Genomic DNA, 17,543 nt, shown 5'->3' with positions numbered 1-17,543 from the left:
AATGAGTTTCCAAGCAGTATTCATTGTTGGTTACCTATTCATAACCATTGCCATTGGAGTTTATGCCGCAAAAAAAGTTAAAAATTCTAAAGACTTTATATTAGCAGGAAGAAGCTTACCCCTCCCTATATCCACAGCAGCTCTCTTTGCCACTTGGTTTGGAAGTGAAACCATTCTTGGTTCTTCCGTTGAATTTGCAAAAGGTGGATTTTTATCTGTCATCCAAGATCCCTTTGGTGGAGCCCTATGTCTTTTTTTGTTAGGCCTTATCTTTGCTAAGTATCTCTACCGAATGCAGATTCTTACTTTCGGTGACTTTTATAGAAACCGGTACGGAAAAAAAATGGAGTTTATTGCCGGAATCTGCCTTATCTTCTCATACTTTGGTTGGGTGGCCGCGCAATTTGTTGCCCTTGGCATTATGGTACAAATTCTTTTTGGGATCAACCAATTCACTGCCATAGTCATAGGCGCTTGCCTTGTTGTTTTTTATACTTATTTAGGGGGAATGTGGTCTGTTTCGTTAACAGATTTTTTCCAATCCATTTCTATCATAGTGGGTCTAGTCATCGTCATATTTGAGTTAAATGATATAAAACCTATATGGACATCGATCCAAGAAAAACCAGATGGTTTTTTTCGATTTTTTCCTGAATCCAATTTCCACGCTTGGACTTTGTATTTATCTGCATGGATGGTAGTAGGATTTGGTTCTTTACCACAACAAGATATTTTCCAACGAGTGATGTCAGCTAAATCGGAAAAAGTTGCCATTTCTGCTTCTTATTTGTCTTCCATTTTCTATTTGTTATTTGCGCTGATTCCTTTATTTTTAGGGCTTCATGCCAAAAGTTTACTTCCCGATTTTGATTTAAATTCCGACACAGGACAACTTCTTATTCCTACTATGATTTCCAAGTTTTCTAGTCCTTGGATCCAAGTTTTATTTTTTTCTGCATTAATCTCTGCGATTCTTTCTACGGCATCCGGAGCAATCCTTGCTCCTTCTTCTATTTTATCTGAGAATATTCTAAAATACGCATTTAAAGATATGAATGATAAGAAACTCCTTTTACTTTCTAGGACTTCGGTTCTTATCATAGCTGGAATTTCCTTTTTATTGGCAGTGGGAAAACCATCCATTTATGCATTGGTAGAAGATTCCGGAGGCATTTCTCTTGTGACACTTTTCATCCCAATGGTTTTTGGGCTTATGAGTAAAAAGGCAGACGAAAGGTCTGCGCTTTTTTCTCTATTTGTAGGCATTGTCACCTGGCTTTTTCTCGAAATATACGGAGACGATATGACAAGTCACTTTTACGGAACCATTGCCAGTCTTATCGCGATCTTAATTGGAATGTATTTTTTTCCTAGGAAAGCGCCAGTTGCAGAAGCCAAGTAAATACATTTTTCATATCTATCCCCAGTGCTTTGGCCTGTTGTGGGATCAGACTCGTTCCAGTCATTCCAGGTAGGGTATTCGTTTCTAAAACATAAGGAACTCCCTCACTAATAATAAAATCTGTTCGTGAATAACCTTTGCATCCCAAGATTTCATGACATTGCAAAGTATACTCTTGTAGTTTTTTTGTGATTTCCTCACCTACAGGTGCAGGAGTGATTTCCTCACTTCCCCCTTTTGTATATTTGGCTTCAAAGTCAAAAAATTCCGATTTGGGACGGATCTCTGTAGGCACTAAAGCAAAAGGAATTCTTTTCCCACCTTCCTTTTTTTCCAAAACTCCAATCGAAACCTCAGTTCCGGAAATGAGTTTTTGGATCAGTACGCGATCTTCAGTAACAAAGATTTTATCCACAAGTACCATTGCCTCTTCAGGAGTTTTTGCCATTCCTGTATTGACACTTGAACCACCAAGCGTTGGTTTGATGAAAACTGGAAATTCAAAAGGAAGGTTTAAAAGGATCTTTCTTGCATCTGTTTTGCCTTTTTCTAATTCCACAAAAGGAGCTACCGGGATACCGATGGTTTGAAACAAAAGATTGGCTCTAAATTTGTCCATAGCGAGAGCCGAAGCCAAAACTCCCGACCCCGTATGAGGAATCCCTAAAACATCGAGGAATCCTTGAATTCTACCATCTTCGCCAGCACCACCATGTAACCCCAAAAAGGCGGCCTGAAATCCATATTCTAATAAATCCGCACCAGTAGATGAGTTTCCAATTTGGTTTAAAGAAGAAAACGCATTCAAAAATTCAGATTCTGATTTACCTGTAGGATCTGGATACACGGGATCTTTTCCTGTTGGAATCCAAAATTTTCCCGATTGGTCAATATAAATAGGACAAACTTGGTATTTGTCCCGATCAATTGTATTGAAAATGAAATAGGAAGAACGAATGGAAATGATATGTTCTCCGGAGATTCCTCCGAAAAGTAGTGCGATTTTGGTTTGGATCATGAAATCACTTGATTCCTTTTATAGAAACTTGAAGATATTGAAATTACGTGGATTCCCGCTTTAAAATTCAATTAGGAATTGTTTTTTGTCTTCTCTTTCTCAGTTCTGGAATTTCTGCCAAACTTCCTAATTCCTTTACAGAAGACATCAAATCCAATTACCATCAATTTTGGTTTTTATACGAGTCTGAAAATAGAGGACGCCAAAGTTATTTAGCAATTCGCCCTTTTTATTTAGGTTTCCAAGACAAAACCTATGCTTTTCGCTTTAAGAGTTATTTATCACCTCTTTATTACAAAGAAGAAACCAATTATTGGTATACCTGGTCCTCTTTATTTATATTTAGCGGAACTGGATTCAAACACGAAGAAGGTGATGCAGATGAAGATATTCTTTTTACTCCCCTATTGATTTGGGGAAAGGGTGAATCACAAAGAGAAAACTATTTCAGTGTTTTTCCCATCTATGGAAAAATTAGAAACAAACTCTCCTACCAAGAACTAAGTTATGTTTTATTTCCTGTTTATTCGGAATGGAAATATAAAACATATGAAGCAAAATCCATCCTTTGGCCCTTGGTGATGTGGGGAGGATCAGAAACAAGGAATGACCTTCGCATTTTTCCCATTTATTCTAAAAAGGAACATGAAGGAAAATACGTACGAAAATCTTTTCTTTGGCCATTTTTCCAATGGGGAGAAGAAAAGTTGGATAAAAAAGAACCAACCTCATATTCTATTTTTTTCCCATTCTATAATAGTAAAGATTCTCGGGATGGGAATATGAAAAGTAGAGCCTTTCTTTGGTTCCCCATCTTAAATTCTTTATTTTCTTATGGATATGATAAAAAAACAGGCCAAACAAATTACACGGCCCTCTTTATTTTTTTCCAATACACAACTTCAGAAAAAAAAGATACGGAAAAACTTGTATTTTTTCCTTTTTACGGTTATTCCTACTTTGCCAATAAAGAAGCAGAGTTTATTTCACCATTTTACATTCGTTTGACGCAAAATACTTCACACTTAAAATCGACTTCTCATTTCATTTTACCATTTTATTCCAGGATGAAAAGCGAATTTGTGCAAACTGGCAGAGAAGATTATTACATAAAATTTTGGCCGCTCTTTCGTTATCATAAGGATCCCAATGGAAATTTTGGTTGGAATAGCCTCGCTATTATACCTGTTCGTTTTGAAGTAATGGAAGATGTTTGGGAACCGATCTTTTCTATCATTGAATACAAAAGATCATCCAATGGGGAAAAACGTTTGCACCTAATCACAAGACTTTACACACATCGTTGGACAGAAGAAGAAACTCATATTCATATTCCTTTACTCGTAGAGTATTCAAAATCACAAACTGGGTTTCGATATGATTTCTTATACGGATTTTTAGGAATTGATACCAGAGAAACTAAAAACAAATTCAAACTCTTTTGGTGGGAAATATGAGACGCATTTATTCCAAAACCTTGGAACCAATACTCTATGCAATCGGCTATACAGTCCTCTTACTCTTTCGTGCTGTGGGACAATCCCACCACCTTTATTTCAAAAGAAAAGAAATTTTAGAACAAATGTTTATCGCAGGAGTTGGTTCTTTGTTTGTTGTTTCGATTGTTTCTGTTTTCACAGGAATGATCCTTGGACTAAACACTGGCCTTGGACTTCGCGATTTTGGAGCAGAGGGACAAATTGGACTTTTACTTACGATCACACTCACTCGCGAGATGTCTCCATTTATGACGTCCCTCATCTTGGCCGCTTCAGTGGGTTCAGCAATGGCTGCTGAAATCGGAACCATGAAAGTTTCAGAAGAAATTGATGCTTTGGAAGTAATGTCAATTAGTCCGATCAGGTATCTTGTACTACCGAGGATTGTTGGGTTCTCAATTATGGTTCCTGTGCTATGTGTTTACTCTGCCGCATTAGGAATATTAGGTGGTGGAATCGTGGGTCATTTCCAACTCGGAATTGATATGATCAGTTATTTCCAAGATGTATACTACCGCATATCTTCCGTTCCAGGATTAAAAGACTTATATGTGGGACTTCTCAAAGGATATGTATTTGGACTTTCCATCTCAACCATCTCTTGTAGTCAGGGACTTAGGACGGAAGGTGGTGCCATTGGTGTGGGGCAAACTACAAGAAAGGCTGTAGTCACCTCGTTTTTAATGGTTATTTTTTCTGGTTATGTGCTCACCGCTTTATTTTATAAATGAAGGATATTATGGAACCCTTTGCTATTGAAATGAAAAACGTCCATAAAGCTTTTGGTAAACGAAAGATCTTACAAGGAATGAACTTAACCGTCAAACAAGGCGAAACAATGGTCATCCTTGGGCCTTCGGGAACGGGAAAATCAGTTAGTCTCAAACATATCACGGGACTCCTTGATCCAGATGAAGGAGATTGCCAGATTTTTGGTGAGTCGATTGTCAATGCGAGCGAAAAGAAAAGAGAGGAACTAAGATCCAAACTGGGAGTGTTATTCCAATCAGGAGCACTCATCAACTGGCTCACTGTCTATGAAAATGTAGCACTTCCCCTCAGGGAACATAAAATTGCATCGGGAGAAGAACTGGATCGTATTGTTATGGAAAAGTTAAAATGGCTCGATTTAGTTCCTGCCAAAGATACCTTACCCAGCAATATTTCTGGGGGGATGAAAAAACGAGTGGGCCTTGCACGCGCTCTCACTTCGCAACCTAAAATCGTGTTATACGATGAACCTACCTCTGGTCTTGACCCGGTGATGTCCAATGTCATCAATGATTTAGTCATTCGTTTACAAAAGGAATTAGGTCTAACATCCATAGTGGTCACACATGATATGAACTCTGCTTACAGAATAGCCGATCGGATTAGTTTCCTTTACGAAGGCAAAGTGCAGTTTTGTGGAACTTCAGAGGAAATCCAAAAATCAACGAATCCCGTCATCCAACAGTTCATACATGGAAACACGGTCGGTCCAATGATTCTTGATCATTCTGATTTAAAAAAAGGAAAATCCAATTGACTTTGCCTATGACTCCAGGAGTTTTTTAGGGAATGCCTACCGCAGGTCGCGCTCTTATCGTTGGTCTTTTATTTGTTTTTTCTCTAGTAGCCGTGGGTTATTTTACCATTGTCACAGAAGGGGGGCCCTTCCAAAAATCCGGGTACCAACTTCCCGTCTACTTTCCCGATGCAGAAGGAATCAAAATTGGAAACAAGGTCACCATCCACGGAGTTCCCTTTGGTTATGTTTCCAAAATCCGATTGGTGCAAATTGATGAATTTGGAAATCTACTTCCCGAAGGAGAAACCGGAATCGGAACCAAGGTGGAACTCACTCTTCTTTTGAAAGGCAAAGTGCAACTTTTCTCAAACTATGAAATCACGATCAAAAACGAAAGTTTACTATCGGGTCGTGTGGTCTCTCTCGATCCAGGATCCAAGTTTCCTGTAGATCCCAAAACCAAAGAGTACATCATGACTGAACCCGCTCTCACCAAAGTGGAGATTTCTCCTCGGTCTGGAAAAATAATCCCTATCCAAGGAAAAGTCACCCAGGATCCACTTGTATCTCTTTCAGAACTCATTGCGGAGAACCGTGCGGATATTCGTAAAACCGTCCAAAACATTGCGGGTATCACAGGAAAAATCAATGAAGGCCAAGGGACTCTTGGAAAACTCATCAATGAAAGTGATGTTCACAAGTCGGTAAACACAACTCTCGGCGATGCCCAAGTGGTTTTAAAAGAACTCCGAGAAGGTTTGGAGGATACCAGAGAACAAGCCCCTGTGACCAGTTTCATTCGGTCGGCTCTCAGTGCTTTTTAAGCACTAACACGTAAAATACGGTCCCCTTTGTAGTAAAATCTTTTAGTTTGGCGCACAAAATGAGGCCGTGGCATTCCCGCCACACTGTTGTAAAAAGGAGACATTTTTTTGACTTGGGGCTCCGGTTTTGGAATTGTCCGAACCCCCTTTCCTACAAATTTGTAAGTAGGAACTGAATATGGTAACGGCAATACACAGAAAAACGATCCAAAACTCCATCACACTTAGGGGAATTGGCGTACATTCCGGAAAAATGGTGACTTTACGGCTCCATCCAGCAGAAGCAAATACGGGACTTATCTTTTACCTCTACAAAGGGACCCAAAAAATCCGAATCCCTGTCTCTCTCGACCATGTGGTCGACACAAGTAATGCCACAACCATCGGGGATGGAAGTTCCAACCGAGTGCAAACCATCGAACACCTTCTCGCAGCAGTCCACACCTTAGGCATTACCGATTGTATTTTCGAAATTGATTCTGTAGAAGTTCCGATTATGGATGGATCCTCCCTGCCGTTTTGGGAAGGAATCCGTTCCGCTGGAATCCGAGTTCTAGACGAAACGATCGAACCCATTACCATTGGAAACCCCATTTGGGTTGTGGACGGGGACAAATACCTGGTCATGCTTCCTTCCGATGAACTAAAAGTCACTTATAGCATCGATTTCAACCATCCCCTCCTCAGAGGCCAATCCTACACCACCACTCTTGACGAATCCATTTTAGGAACAGATATCTTGCCTGCCCGAACTTTTGGGTTTTTGAAAGATGTGGAAGCCCTCCAAGCAAGAGGCCTTGCTATGGGTGGATCACTCGACAATGCTGTAGTTCTCACAGATGATGGGTATTTAAACGATACACTTCGTTATGACAATGAATGTGTTCGCCACAAAATTCTGGATCTGATTGGCGATTTGGCAGTGATGGGAAGACCTTTCCGTGGCCACTTGATCGCATCTAAAGCGGGACATGCCCTAGACATCTCACTTGCCAAATGCATTATGAGCCAAGTCACAGGCAACGAACTCACCCAGTTCAAGAGCAAAAGAGTCCCACTTTTTGCCAAAAAACAAGCAGTCCGTTAGAATCCGTCGTTTTTTACTTTCCAAACAAAGCCTTACCGAAAGTATTTTTGGCAAAGGGGACGGATGGAAGAAAAAACCACATTCAAAGGCATTTCCGCCTATCCAGGCACCGTTTATGGGAAAGTTTTTCGTTGGAAACAATCCAAACGGAAACGCGAAGACCGAACAGATCTCACTCCTGATGAAATCAAAGAAGAAGTTGAACTTTTAAAAAAAGGGCTCCTCAAAACAGAGGAAGACTTAAATGACTTAGTACAAAAGTCAAAATCCAACCGAGAACTTTCTGAAATTTTAGAATCCCAAATTGTTTTTCTGAACGACCCACTCTTTCGAGCGCGCGTCTTCGAAAGGATCGCACAAAACAACGAATCAGCGGGTCTTGCCCTTGAAACCGCAGTTAGTTCCTTGTATGACGAATTCCAATCCATCCCTGATGAATTTTTCCGGGAACGTGCAGACCATATTTTAGATATTGGAAAAAGAATCGAATCCAACCTCTACCCTGATAAAACAAGTGACCAAACCAAAATTCCAGACGATGTCATCCTCATTGCCAAAGAAATTACTCCTTCCGAGATGATCCAACTGGGAAAATCAAAACTTAGAGGCATTGCAACTGATTTTGGGGGAAAAACAGGACATACTGCCATCATTGCAAGAAACTATGGAATCCCAACGATTGTAGGTTTAAAAAACATCACCTCACACGTAGAAGACGATGACTATATTTTACTCGATGCAACTAAAGGAATATTAAATCGCTCTCCCGGCATTGATGAAATCAAACTGGCAGGAATCAAAAGTGATATCCATAAATCCCAACCAGTGCGAGAAATCAGCGACGGCCCCAAAGAAATCAAAACGAGAGATGGAAAGAAGTTTTCCCTTCGTGCCAATATAGATTCCGAAGATGAAGTGGACTTAGCGTTTGAACAAGGAGCAGATGGTATAGGTCTTGTTCGCACAGAAATACTTTTTATTCGTTATGTAGAATTCAAACCCACTGAGGAAGAACAGTATATAGTATACAAACGAATTTTACTAAAAATGGTAGGCAGGCCTGTCACTTTCCGAGTTTGGGACATTGGTGCCGATAAAATGGAAAATGGATACGAAGAAGAAAATCCTTTCCTTGGAAATAGGGGGATTCGTTACCTCCTCCGCCACCCTCACTTTTTTAAAGAACAATTAAGGGCACTGCTTCGTGCCAGTGAATTTGGCACTATGAGGATCATGCTTCCTATGATCACAACACGTTCTGAAATTTTACAAACTAAAGCTTTGTTTAATGAGTGTCTGGAAGAACTAAAACAAACCGGACTTGCCATCACAAAAAAAATCCCATTCGGAATTATGGTGGAAACTCCTGCTTGTGCACTGAATTTACCTTTTCTTGGAAATCATGTTGACTTCTACAGTGTGGGAACCAATGACCTTTTACAATACTTACTGGCAGTAGAACGTAACAATCATTTGGTGGGAGATCTTTATAATCCTTGGCAAGTAGTTTTTTTATTATTGTTAAAAAACATTGCCGACGTTGCCAATACCCAAAAAAAACCTATCAGCATTTGTGGGGAAATAGGAAGTGATCCTATGTTTACCGCAGTTTTAATAGGGCTCGGATTTCGGGACTTGAGTTCCGCTCTCCCTCTCATGCGGGAAGTAGCAGAAAAAGTACAAGAGATTTCAACATGGAAGGCAAAACTTCTAGCAGAACAAGTAATCCAACTTGCCGGCGAAGAAAAGTTTGAGGAGATAGAAGCCTTGGTCTTAGAAACTAAGGGTTAGTTTAATTTGCGAGGATGGATTTATCTTCTTTTTTGCCTTCTAACAAACCTAAAATAGTTTTTTTCTTTATAGAATAAATTCCATATAAAAGCAAGGCACCAGAAAAAGAACAAATCACAAAGAAACCGTAAAAGTTTTTCATACTTCCCCATTGGTTTTGGTACCCAGACAAAATTCCGGCGGCATAGTGCCCAAATGCATTGGATAAAAACCAAATCCCCATAAGAAGAGAGGCATACTGTGCTGGTGCCATTTGACTGACAAAGGACAAACCCACCGGAGAAAGACAGAGCTCACTTAAGGTATTCCAAAAATAGACAAAAACTAAAAACAAAATGGAAACAGAAACTCCAGTTTCGGCAAAACTGGCAGCAACCACCATAACAAGAAAACCAATACCCAGTAAGACCAAACTCAAAACAAACTTTAGTACCGGGTTTGGATTTTTATTCCTTTTTGATAGAGCTGTCCAAAACAATGAAACAATAGGACCAAAAAGAAGAATGAACAAAGGATTAATCGACTGTAAAACAGAAGCAGGAATATTAAACCCGAATAAATTACGATCTGTGTTTCTTAAAGCAAATAGGTTAAGAGAAGAACCCATTTGTTCGAATGCCATCCAAAAGAAAATACTAAAAAAAGAAAGTAAAACAATGAGTAAAATTTTTGATTGTGTTTTCTTGTCCACCGAACTAGAATTAGATGTCCTAGGCAAACTACTTTGTTTTTCCCAAATGGAATCAGGCAGTCTTCGACTTCCAAAATAAAATACGATCATTCCTACGGCCATACCTACACCAGCGGATAAAAAACCCAAATGCCAATCGACCCTTTCTCCTAAACTACCACAGATGATGGGACCAAGTAAACCGCCTAAATTGATCCCCATATAAAAAATAGTAAATCCACTATCCCGTAAATTTTGTTTTTCATTGTATAATCTACCAAAGATCGTAGACATATTGGGTTTAAAAAAACCATTTCCCAGAGCGAGTAAAACAAGGCCTAAATAAAAAAAAGGGAGTCCTGAAAATGCTAGCGAGATATGTCCGCATAACATTAAAAAACTACCCAAATAAATAGCAAATTGATAACTAAGGAACCTGTCAGTTAAATATCCACCAATAACAGGAGTTAAATAAACAAAACTAGTATAAAACGCATAAACGGCACCCGCGTCGGCATCAGAAAATCCCAAAGATTTCACTAGATACAAAACAAGCAGCGCCCGCATCCCATAATAACTCAAACGTTCCCACATCTCTGTGAGAAATAGTGGGGTTATCCCTCTTGGGTGCCTGTTTAGTTGGGTTTCGTTCTGCTTTTCCAAATGGTTTCCTCATTTCCAGTAGAAAAGTTGGCAAACCTTGCCGCAACAAAAAGATAATCAGAAAGGCGGTTGAGATAAATTCTTAAATCGGTATGGATCACTCCACCAGACTCAATGTATACGAGAAGATCTCGTTCCAATCTTCTACAAATGGTACGAGCTATATGCAAACTGCTTGCTACGGAACTTCCACCAGGTAAAATAAAGAACTTAATCTCAGGAAGCTTTTCCATGAGCCGATCAATTTCTTTTTCTAAACTATCCACATCAGATCGCAAAACAACCGTTCCTTCCTTTGATTCTTTTGGCACATAACCCGCAAGCTCTGATCCAATCTCAAAAAGGAAACTTTGAATACCTTTTAAGTAATTTAAAAAATCAGGTTCGAACTTTAAGTCTTTCGTGAAAGAAAGTGCAAGCCCGATCGTACTATTCAATTCGTCACAACTTCCGTAAAGATCAACCCGCCTATCTGTTTTAGAAACTTTGATGCCGGAGGCAAGGTAGGTTTGGCCACCATCTCCGAATTTGGTGTAGATTTTCAATTTCCCACTCCTTTAGAGCTTAAATTTTCTTTACAGACCTTAGTTTTCTAGTATAGAATCATCTGAAAAGGCAAAATTCATAGAAGAACCAAGGGCAGGCAACCCCTTCTCTTCTCGATGGAACGGATTTCCTGGGCAGTGATTTTTTGACTTTTCTCCGCATGTAGGGAAACAGGCGGGTCATGGACACACAGGAGGGTGTGACAATGATTATCAATCACAACATCAGCGCGCTTGTGGCAAAACGAGCGCTCACAAATACGGGCCGTGACATGGACAAGTCTATGGAACACCTAGCAACCGGTATGCGAGTCAACAGACCAGGGGATGATTCCTTGGGATTCGCAGTGTCCGAAAAATTAAGATCACAAATTCGAGGACTCGGCCAAGCAGAGCGAAATACCCAGGATGGTATGTCGTTCCTTCAGGTCACCGAAGGATCTTTAGATCAAGTAAACTCTATCTTACAGAGGTTACGTGAGCTTTCCGTTCAATCTTCAAACGGAATATATTCTAACGAAGACAGAAAACTAGTCCAATTAGAAGTATCCCAACTTGTCGAAGAAGTGGAAAGGATCGGAACTTCTGCAGAGTTTAATAAAATCAAACCATTGGATGGACGGTTTTCACGTTCTTCCAAAAATCCAATGACCTTGCAAGTGGGTGCAAACGGGACAGAGAAAATTGAACTCTACATCAACACGATGACTAGTTCTTCTTTGAAACTGAAACAAGCTGGAAATAAGTTGACTTTGTCAACTCCAAACAAAGCTTCCGATTCACTCCAAGTTCTGGATGATGCTATTACCAAAGTCAACCGTCTGCGGTCTGACCTTGGTGCCTATTACAATCGATTGGATTTAACTTTGAAATCACTTAGTAACAACTATGTGAACATTGTTTCAGCTGAATCGCAAGTAAGGGATGCTGATATGGCTACGGAAATGGTCGAATATTCTAAAAACCAAATCCTAACCAAATCAGGAGTGGCAATGCTCGCACAAGCAAACCTCCGACCGGAATCCGTAGTAAAACTCCTCACGGACAGATACTAATCCGATCAAAAAAGAAACAGAAATCCTCCTTGCAAACAGGGAGGATTTCTTCAGAATTTGTCCTTATACTTATAGAGAGTGTAAGCGAGGACAATCACTTTGAAACAAATTATCTCTGGAATTCTTTCCCTATCATTACTTTCCACAATCTCTTGTGGACTTTCCGACAACACAAAAAGATTAATCTTAAGTACATCCATTGGATGTGGTGTAGGACTTGCTCTTGGTGCTGTTTATGATGAGGCACAACGAAAAAAAGATACTAAAAACAAAAAGAACGATTTCCAAAGACAAATCAAAGAATCTTTGGCAATGGAAAAAAAGAAACCGCAAAACAAAGGTAAGATTATTGGTTTAGGTGCAGGTTGTTTGGCAGGGCTTGGAACTGGTTTTTATCTCAACACTATGTATGATAACATGGCCGAAGAAATGAAAAAACAAGGAATCACTCTTACAAAAAGTGAAAAAGGCGGAGAAACCGTTGCCCTCACTGCTTCTATGGACGGCGGAATTGCGTTTGAAGACGGAAAAGCTGACCTAAAAGGGAAAGGAAAAGAGAACATTGACAAATTGGCTGAAGCACTTGCAGCTTATCCTGAAACTAAAATCAATATCTCTGGACATGCCAACAGAACAGGTGCAGAAGATCTAAACCAAAGACTTTCCCAAGACCGTGCTGTCACTGCAAAAAATGCAATTATAGAGAATGGTGTTGAAAGCAAACGAATCGGTTCTGTCCAAGGCCTTGGATCTTCAACCCCGCTTAAAGGTACAGATCCAAAAGATGGATCCAACCGTCGAGTGGAAGTGGAAATCGTTCCCGCTACCTAATTTTCTTCAGACATAAAAAAAGGGACTACTTGGTCCCTTTGGTTGTTACAAAAAAGCCTACAGTGTTTGTAGGCTTTCTATTTTAGATTTGTTCTAAAAAATTACATTCCAAGTCCCGGAAAACCACCCATAGCCTGCATTTGTTTTGCGGCCCCCGCTTGGGCGTCCTGCAAAGCCTTGGTATAAGCTTCCTGAATGGATTTTTCTAGCAGGTTTTTGTCTTTTTTTTCGATTAATTCATCTTCTATCTGGATGGATTTCATCTGGAATTTTCCATCCAAAGTGACCGAAAGCAGTTTGTTTTTTGAAATTCCTACAAAATTGAGACCCGCAAGTTCCTTTTCCATAGTTTTAACCTGCGACCGCATCTTTTTCATTTGTTTGAGCATATCAAACTTGTTTCCACCCGCTCCACCGAACATAATCACCTCTTTTCCATTCAGGATTTTTTTTCTTTAAAAGAAGGCAAATATAAAACTTACCAATGTCGATACTGTAACTATGATCCATCCAAACTCTCCATACAAACGGATCTGGGATCTTTTTGTTTTTATTTGTATTACCTATTTTGCCATCGAAGTTCCCATCCGTTTAGTGTTTCACTATAAACTTTCGGCTGGAGTGAACTACTTTGAAAGAGGAATCCAAATCATATTTGGAATTGATGTCCTCCTTAATTTTAACACCGCCATTTTAAAAGACAGACTCCTCATTCAAAATCGAAAGATCGTATCCAAAACTTATTTACGCAGTTGGTTTTTAGTCGACTTTTTATCAGCCTTTCCTTTTGACCTATTTGGAGGATTTTTTTTCCAATACTTCGGTGTTACCGATAGTTTGAAGATCTTAAGGCTTCTCCGCTCCGTACGTGTTTTTGAACTTTTTAAATCTCTTAGACTATTGGCATTAGGGGCTGATTCAGATGAACGATTTAGACTCATTGAAGTAATCAATCCCATGACCTTTCGGTTGATCTTTTTTGTGTATTGGACAAGTCTATTTGCTCACTGGGTGGCCTGCGGATGGATCCATCTTGGACCCGAATTTTTAGCAGATAAAGATATGACCACAAGATATATACGTGCTCTTTATTGGTCCGTGACAACTCTCACTACGATTGGTTACGGAGACATCACACCTGTAACTAACAGCCAAACAATTTACACAATGGGAGTGATGATTTTAGGAGTTGGTATTTATGGTTATGTCATCGGTAATATTGCCACCCTACTTTCCAACTTGGATATTTCACGTGTATCTTTCCAAGAAAAGTTAAATACCATTGATAGCTTTATCAAATACAAAAAATTACCACCTAACCTTGCCAACCGAATCCGTTCCTACTATGTAAATCTTTGGGAAAATAAACACGGAATTGATGAATCAGAAATTTGGGACCAACTTCCTTCCGGTATCAAAATTGATGTATCCATGTTTTTGCATAACCATTTGATTTCTGTTGTTCCTTTTTTTAAAAACGCACCAGAAGAATTAAAAAGAGAAGTTGTTTTAGAATTGAAACCTGCTTTTTACATGAAAGGTGATGTTATCTTTAGAGAAGGTGATGTGCCTCATAATATGTATTTTTTGTCCAAAGGCCATGTGGAAGTCATTAAAGAAAAAACCGGAGAAATTCTTGCGACACTCAATTCAGGTTCCTTTTTTGGAGAAATGAGTTTGATCGATGATTCTTTAAGAACAGCAACAATCAAAGCCGGTTCTTTTTGTGATGTGTATACTTTAGGAAAGGATCGGTTTGCAGAAATTTTAAAGCACCACCCTGGCTTTGCCAAACACATCCAAGGAATCGCAGAAGAACGTAAAAAAAATCAAACATCAAAAACGCATCATACAGAATAGATCTATCACTAAAGTTACGACAGAACTACGTTACGTTTTTACTTTTTAGTAACGATTACGGCTTCATAGAATGAATCGAATTCTCAGGATCAACCAAGGCAATTGATTCGTCTGCTAACAAATCAAAGGCGTGCCAAGCATTGCTATCTTTTTTTAAACTCTCTTGTTTTTCTGTTTTCGTTTTGATAGTTTCTGATTTTGGAATTTCTGCTAAACAAGGAATCTCTTCGATTTGTTTCAATTTGTCCAGTAAGTCTCTATGTTTTTTGGAAGTCCCAAACCATGACGGCACAAAGGCAATTTTTTTCTTTTGACTAAAAATAGTTTCCGTCTGAGTGATTTCATCCAGAAGTAAATTTACAGCTCGAATGGTCCATTTGCTAGGAGTCACAGGAATTAAAATCAACTCTGAATTATAGATGGCGGTGGTCAGTTCATGTTTTGCTGAGCCCGGTGTATCAATGATTACAAATTTATATTTATTTCGTACTTCTTCTAATGCTCTTTTGAATTGAAGGCAAAGACTACTAGAATCTGGATTGTATTTGGAGAGTTTTGCAAGACTTAATGTAGAGGGCAATACATCAAACTGTTTGGTTTCTCGAATGCAGTCTGTGATTTTTTTCATACCGAGAAGAACGCTCATCACATTTGATTCTTCCAGTTGGGAGAGATCCAATTCTGGCAAACAATAGTCTGTTAAATCTCCTTGCATATCCATATCTACCACTAAGGTTTTTCCTCGCCTGGCTAAGGCACATGCTAAGTGTGCGGCAGTAGTGGATTTCCCACTTCCACCCTTAATATTAGAAACAGAGATGACCTTCATGGGGTATAGAATTGTCTGAATTCATGACTTGACCACTGATTTTTTTTTGAATTTTCCTTGGAAAGGACTTCGGTCACCTTAATTTGGGTTCAGTATGGCATTTACAATTCGATTCCGTGTTTGGGACAAACAAGAGAAAGAATTCACACAAAAAGGCTTTAGTTTAACCCTCGATGGGAAACTTTTAAAGTTTGGACAACCTATCTCAAACGAAGACAATTACGTTGTTAATACTTTTACCGGACTAAAAGATAAATACGATAAAGATCTATTTGAAGAAGATATCATTGAACATACTGTGGCTAAAGGTGGAAACCTGACGCAACATACAGGTGTCATTCGATATAACAACGAACATGGAGCTTTTTATTTAGAAAATGGACCTCCTATTTTGCAATTGTTTTCCATTCGCAAAGTGGGCAATCCCTACGAAAATCCAATCCTTTATGACTTGTATTTAAAAAGTAAATCTTGAGATTATTACTTCTAGTATTTACTACCCTATTCTTAACTTCTTTTCCTCTAAGGGCAACTCCCTTAGAGGATTATTGGAAAGCCATCCAAAATACAAAAGAAAAATTTGATATAGAAGATCATAGCCCAAAAAGGTTTAGCTTTCGTTTAGGTGGTGAAATTCCTGGAGTGTTACATAAAGAATCTTTAAATCATGAAATCTTTTGGTTTTGCCAAAAATATATAGATAAATACCACACCAACTATCCTTACCCTAGATTCAAAGAAGACATTAGGTCTCATCTAACAGATCTATACGGAGATCCCTCTCAAAATTTCCTAAGTGGCAAGTTATCTTTTTCTTGTTTTTCAGGTTGGAAAGAAGGGAGTTCTCTCTTAAAACTCTCATTCTTTTTGAATGATGAAGAGTTTTTTCCCTATCGTTGGGACTACTATGATTCCAAAGGTCAATTATTTTTAACCGAAGAAGACGAAACAAAAAATGGTAAAAAAGATAGTTTCACTTATTACTCTCATTCCGGTTGTCCTAAAGAAATCACAAAGGACAAAAATGATTTTGGCGCAATGGATGAATGGTGGTATTTTAATAACTGCCAATTAGTTCGTGTTGAGTATGATGCAAACGAAAATGGATTTAGGGAACGCATTTGTCATTATGAAAATGGAAAAGAATCATTTTGCGAAGGAGTTGGTGAAAAAGAAGAAAGAGAGGCCATCCACTTTGAATCGAATCAAAAATTCTCGGAAGCTCTCAAAGCCTATCGCAAATCTTTAAAGGAATATAAAAAGGAAGTTCCCAACGGAACATCTAGAACTTGTTCCTTATTAAAAAAAATTGCAAATATTGAATACAATGAAAGAGATTTTGTTTCTTTTACTAAAACATTAGATGAATTTTTTTCTTATCGAACTTGTGAATCCGATTCTTTGGACGTATTGATTTATAAATCCTATTATTATCTATATGTCCTTGCAGATTATAAAACTGCAAAAGAAAGTTACCAAAAAACATCAGAGATTTATCGTAAAACCAATGGGGAAATAAGCCCCGAAATCCTTTTGAACTTAGCTTACGCACAGTTTATGGACAAAGACCCGGTCTCTTGTTTGGCTAGTTTAGACAAACTCAATAGCCGTAGGCTCACTGCCTATCCGCGTTTTTTTCTCTTCTATTATAAAGGTTCATGTGAACTAAGCCTCGGCCGATGGGAAGATGCTTACACAAACTTAAAACGAGCACAAATCTTGGGTGGAGAACGGGAATTTTTGCCAGTAGTCTACTACAAATTAGGCAGAGCCTCCTTTGCAACCAACAGAGAACAAGAAGGAAATCTTTGGACCCACCAAGCACTATTATATGATTTTGAATTATTAGAAAAAATGGAATCCGATCCACTTTTTACCAACTTTTTTGAATCTACTAACGGGAAATCGCACAAAAGAAAATATTACTTGAATAAACAAAAAAAACAATAAAATTCAGCT

The 17,543-nt window shown here is 38.8% G+C and carries 17 protein-coding genes; 12 read left to right on the top strand and 5 right to left on the bottom strand.

Going from position 1 to position 17,543, the window contains the following annotated elements; genetic code table 11:
• Position 1: 1 nt before the first annotated feature.
• A complete protein-coding gene (locus tag ND811_RS05080; RefSeq protein WP_265351036.1) occupies positions 2–1,402 on the top strand; it encodes a high affinity choline transporter 1 in 1,401 nt (466 codons plus the stop codon).
• On the opposite strand, the gene ND811_RS05075 is transcribed toward ND811_RS05080, so the two are convergent.
• The gene (locus ND811_RS05075) at positions 1,371–2,420 is read right to left on the bottom strand and encodes a D-alanine--D-alanine ligase (RefSeq protein WP_265351035.1); all 1,050 of its coding nucleotides are present in this window, start codon (positions 2,418–2,420) and stop codon (positions 1,371–1,373) included. The two genes, ND811_RS05080 and ND811_RS05075, sit on opposite strands and share 32 nt — an antisense overlap.
• 47 nt (positions 2,421–2,467) lie before the next feature.
• On the opposite strand from ND811_RS05075, the gene ND811_RS05070 reads away from it, so the two are divergent.
• From ND811_RS05070 to ptsP, 6 genes are all read left to right on the top strand, one after another.
• Entirely contained in the window at positions 2,468–3,877 is a 1,410-nt protein-coding gene (locus tag ND811_RS05070) for a hypothetical protein (protein ID WP_265351034.1), read from the top strand.
• Positions 3,874–4,650: an MlaE family ABC transporter permease gene (locus ND811_RS05065; RefSeq protein WP_265351033.1), complete on the top strand. Its 777-nt coding sequence runs from the start codon at positions 3,874–3,876 to the stop codon at positions 4,648–4,650. The genes ND811_RS05070 and ND811_RS05065 overlap by 4 nt, the downstream gene beginning before the upstream one ends.
• An 8-nt stretch (positions 4,651–4,658) precedes the next feature.
• Positions 4,659–5,447 (top strand): ABC transporter ATP-binding protein, encoded by a 789-nt coding sequence (locus ND811_RS05060; protein ID WP_265351032.1) that lies wholly within the window; start codon positions 4,659–4,661, stop codon positions 5,445–5,447.
• A gap of 32 nt (positions 5,448–5,479) precedes the next feature.
• Positions 5,480–6,253, top strand: coding sequence for a mammalian cell entry protein Mce (mce, locus tag ND811_RS05055; protein WP_265351031.1), 774 nt, complete (start codon positions 5,480–5,482; stop codon positions 6,251–6,253).
• Between the two features lie 178 nt (positions 6,254–6,431).
• A complete protein-coding gene (lpxC, locus tag ND811_RS05050) occupies positions 6,432–7,340 on the top strand; it encodes a UDP-3-O-acyl-N-acetylglucosamine deacetylase (RefSeq protein ID WP_265351030.1) in 909 nt (302 codons plus the stop codon).
• A gap of 63 nt (positions 7,341–7,403) precedes the next feature.
• Positions 7,404–9,131 (top strand): phosphoenolpyruvate--protein phosphotransferase, encoded by a 1,728-nt coding sequence (ptsP, locus tag ND811_RS05045; RefSeq protein WP_265351029.1) that lies wholly within the window; start codon positions 7,404–7,406, stop codon positions 9,129–9,131.
• A 1-nt stretch (position 9,132) separates the two neighbouring features.
• On the opposite strand, the gene ND811_RS05040 is transcribed toward ptsP, so the two are convergent.
• Both ND811_RS05040 and ND811_RS05035 read right to left on the bottom strand, forming a co-directional pair.
• Positions 9,133–10,464, bottom strand: coding sequence for a peptide MFS transporter (locus ND811_RS05040; protein WP_265351028.1), 1,332 nt, complete (start codon positions 10,462–10,464; stop codon positions 9,133–9,135).
• Entirely contained in the window at positions 10,437–11,009 is a 573-nt protein-coding gene (locus ND811_RS05035) for a cob(I)yrinic acid a,c-diamide adenosyltransferase (protein WP_265351027.1), read from the bottom strand. The genes ND811_RS05040 and ND811_RS05035 overlap by 28 nt, the downstream gene beginning before the upstream one ends.
• A 206-nt stretch (positions 11,010–11,215) precedes the next feature.
• Between ND811_RS05035 and ND811_RS05030 the strand changes: the two genes are divergently transcribed.
• Together ND811_RS05030 and ND811_RS05025 are read left to right on the top strand one after the other, a co-directional pair.
• A complete protein-coding gene (locus ND811_RS05030) occupies positions 11,216–12,064 on the top strand; it encodes a flagellin N-terminal helical domain-containing protein (protein ID WP_265351602.1) in 849 nt (282 codons plus the stop codon).
• Positions 12,065–12,163: 99 nt separating this feature from the next.
• Positions 12,164–12,895: an OmpA family protein gene (locus ND811_RS05025; RefSeq protein ID WP_265351026.1), complete on the top strand. Its 732-nt coding sequence runs from the start codon at positions 12,164–12,166 to the stop codon at positions 12,893–12,895.
• A 101-nt stretch (positions 12,896–12,996) separates the two neighbouring features.
• On the opposite strand, the gene ND811_RS05020 is transcribed toward ND811_RS05025, so the two are convergent.
• Positions 12,997–13,317 (bottom strand): YbaB/EbfC family nucleoid-associated protein, encoded by a 321-nt coding sequence (locus ND811_RS05020; protein WP_265351025.1) that lies wholly within the window; start codon positions 13,315–13,317, stop codon positions 12,997–12,999.
• A 79-nt stretch (positions 13,318–13,396) separates the two neighbouring features.
• Between ND811_RS05020 and ND811_RS05015 the strand changes: the two genes are divergently transcribed.
• Positions 13,397–14,755, top strand: a complete 1,359-nt coding sequence (locus ND811_RS05015) for a cyclic nucleotide-binding domain-containing protein (RefSeq protein ID WP_265351024.1) — start codon at positions 13,397–13,399, stop codon at positions 14,753–14,755.
• Positions 14,756–14,810: 55 nt separating this feature from the next.
• Here ND811_RS05015 and ND811_RS05010 read toward each other — a convergent pair whose 3' ends face one another.
• Positions 14,811–15,584: a ParA family protein gene (locus ND811_RS05010; RefSeq protein WP_265351023.1), complete on the bottom strand. Its 774-nt coding sequence runs from the start codon at positions 15,582–15,584 to the stop codon at positions 14,811–14,813.
• 94 nt (positions 15,585–15,678) lie between these two features.
• On the opposite strand from ND811_RS05010, the gene ND811_RS05005 reads away from it, so the two are divergent.
• On the top strand, positions 15,679–16,059 hold the full coding sequence (locus ND811_RS05005; RefSeq protein WP_265351022.1) for a YopX family protein: 381 nt from the start codon (positions 15,679–15,681) through the stop codon (positions 16,057–16,059).
• On the top strand, positions 16,056–17,534 hold the full coding sequence (locus tag ND811_RS05000) for a tetratricopeptide repeat protein (protein ID WP_265351021.1): 1,479 nt from the start codon (positions 16,056–16,058) through the stop codon (positions 17,532–17,534). Before ND811_RS05005 ends, ND811_RS05000 begins: the two co-directional genes overlap by 4 nt.
• Positions 17,535–17,543 lie beyond the last annotated feature (9 nt).

This window comes from Leptospira soteropolitanensis, assembly GCF_026151655.1.
Taxonomy (GTDB): domain Bacteria; phylum Spirochaetota; class Leptospiria; order Leptospirales; family Leptospiraceae; genus Leptospira_A; species Leptospira_A soteropolitanensis.
This window is presented reverse-complemented; position numbering and strand designations above follow the sequence as displayed.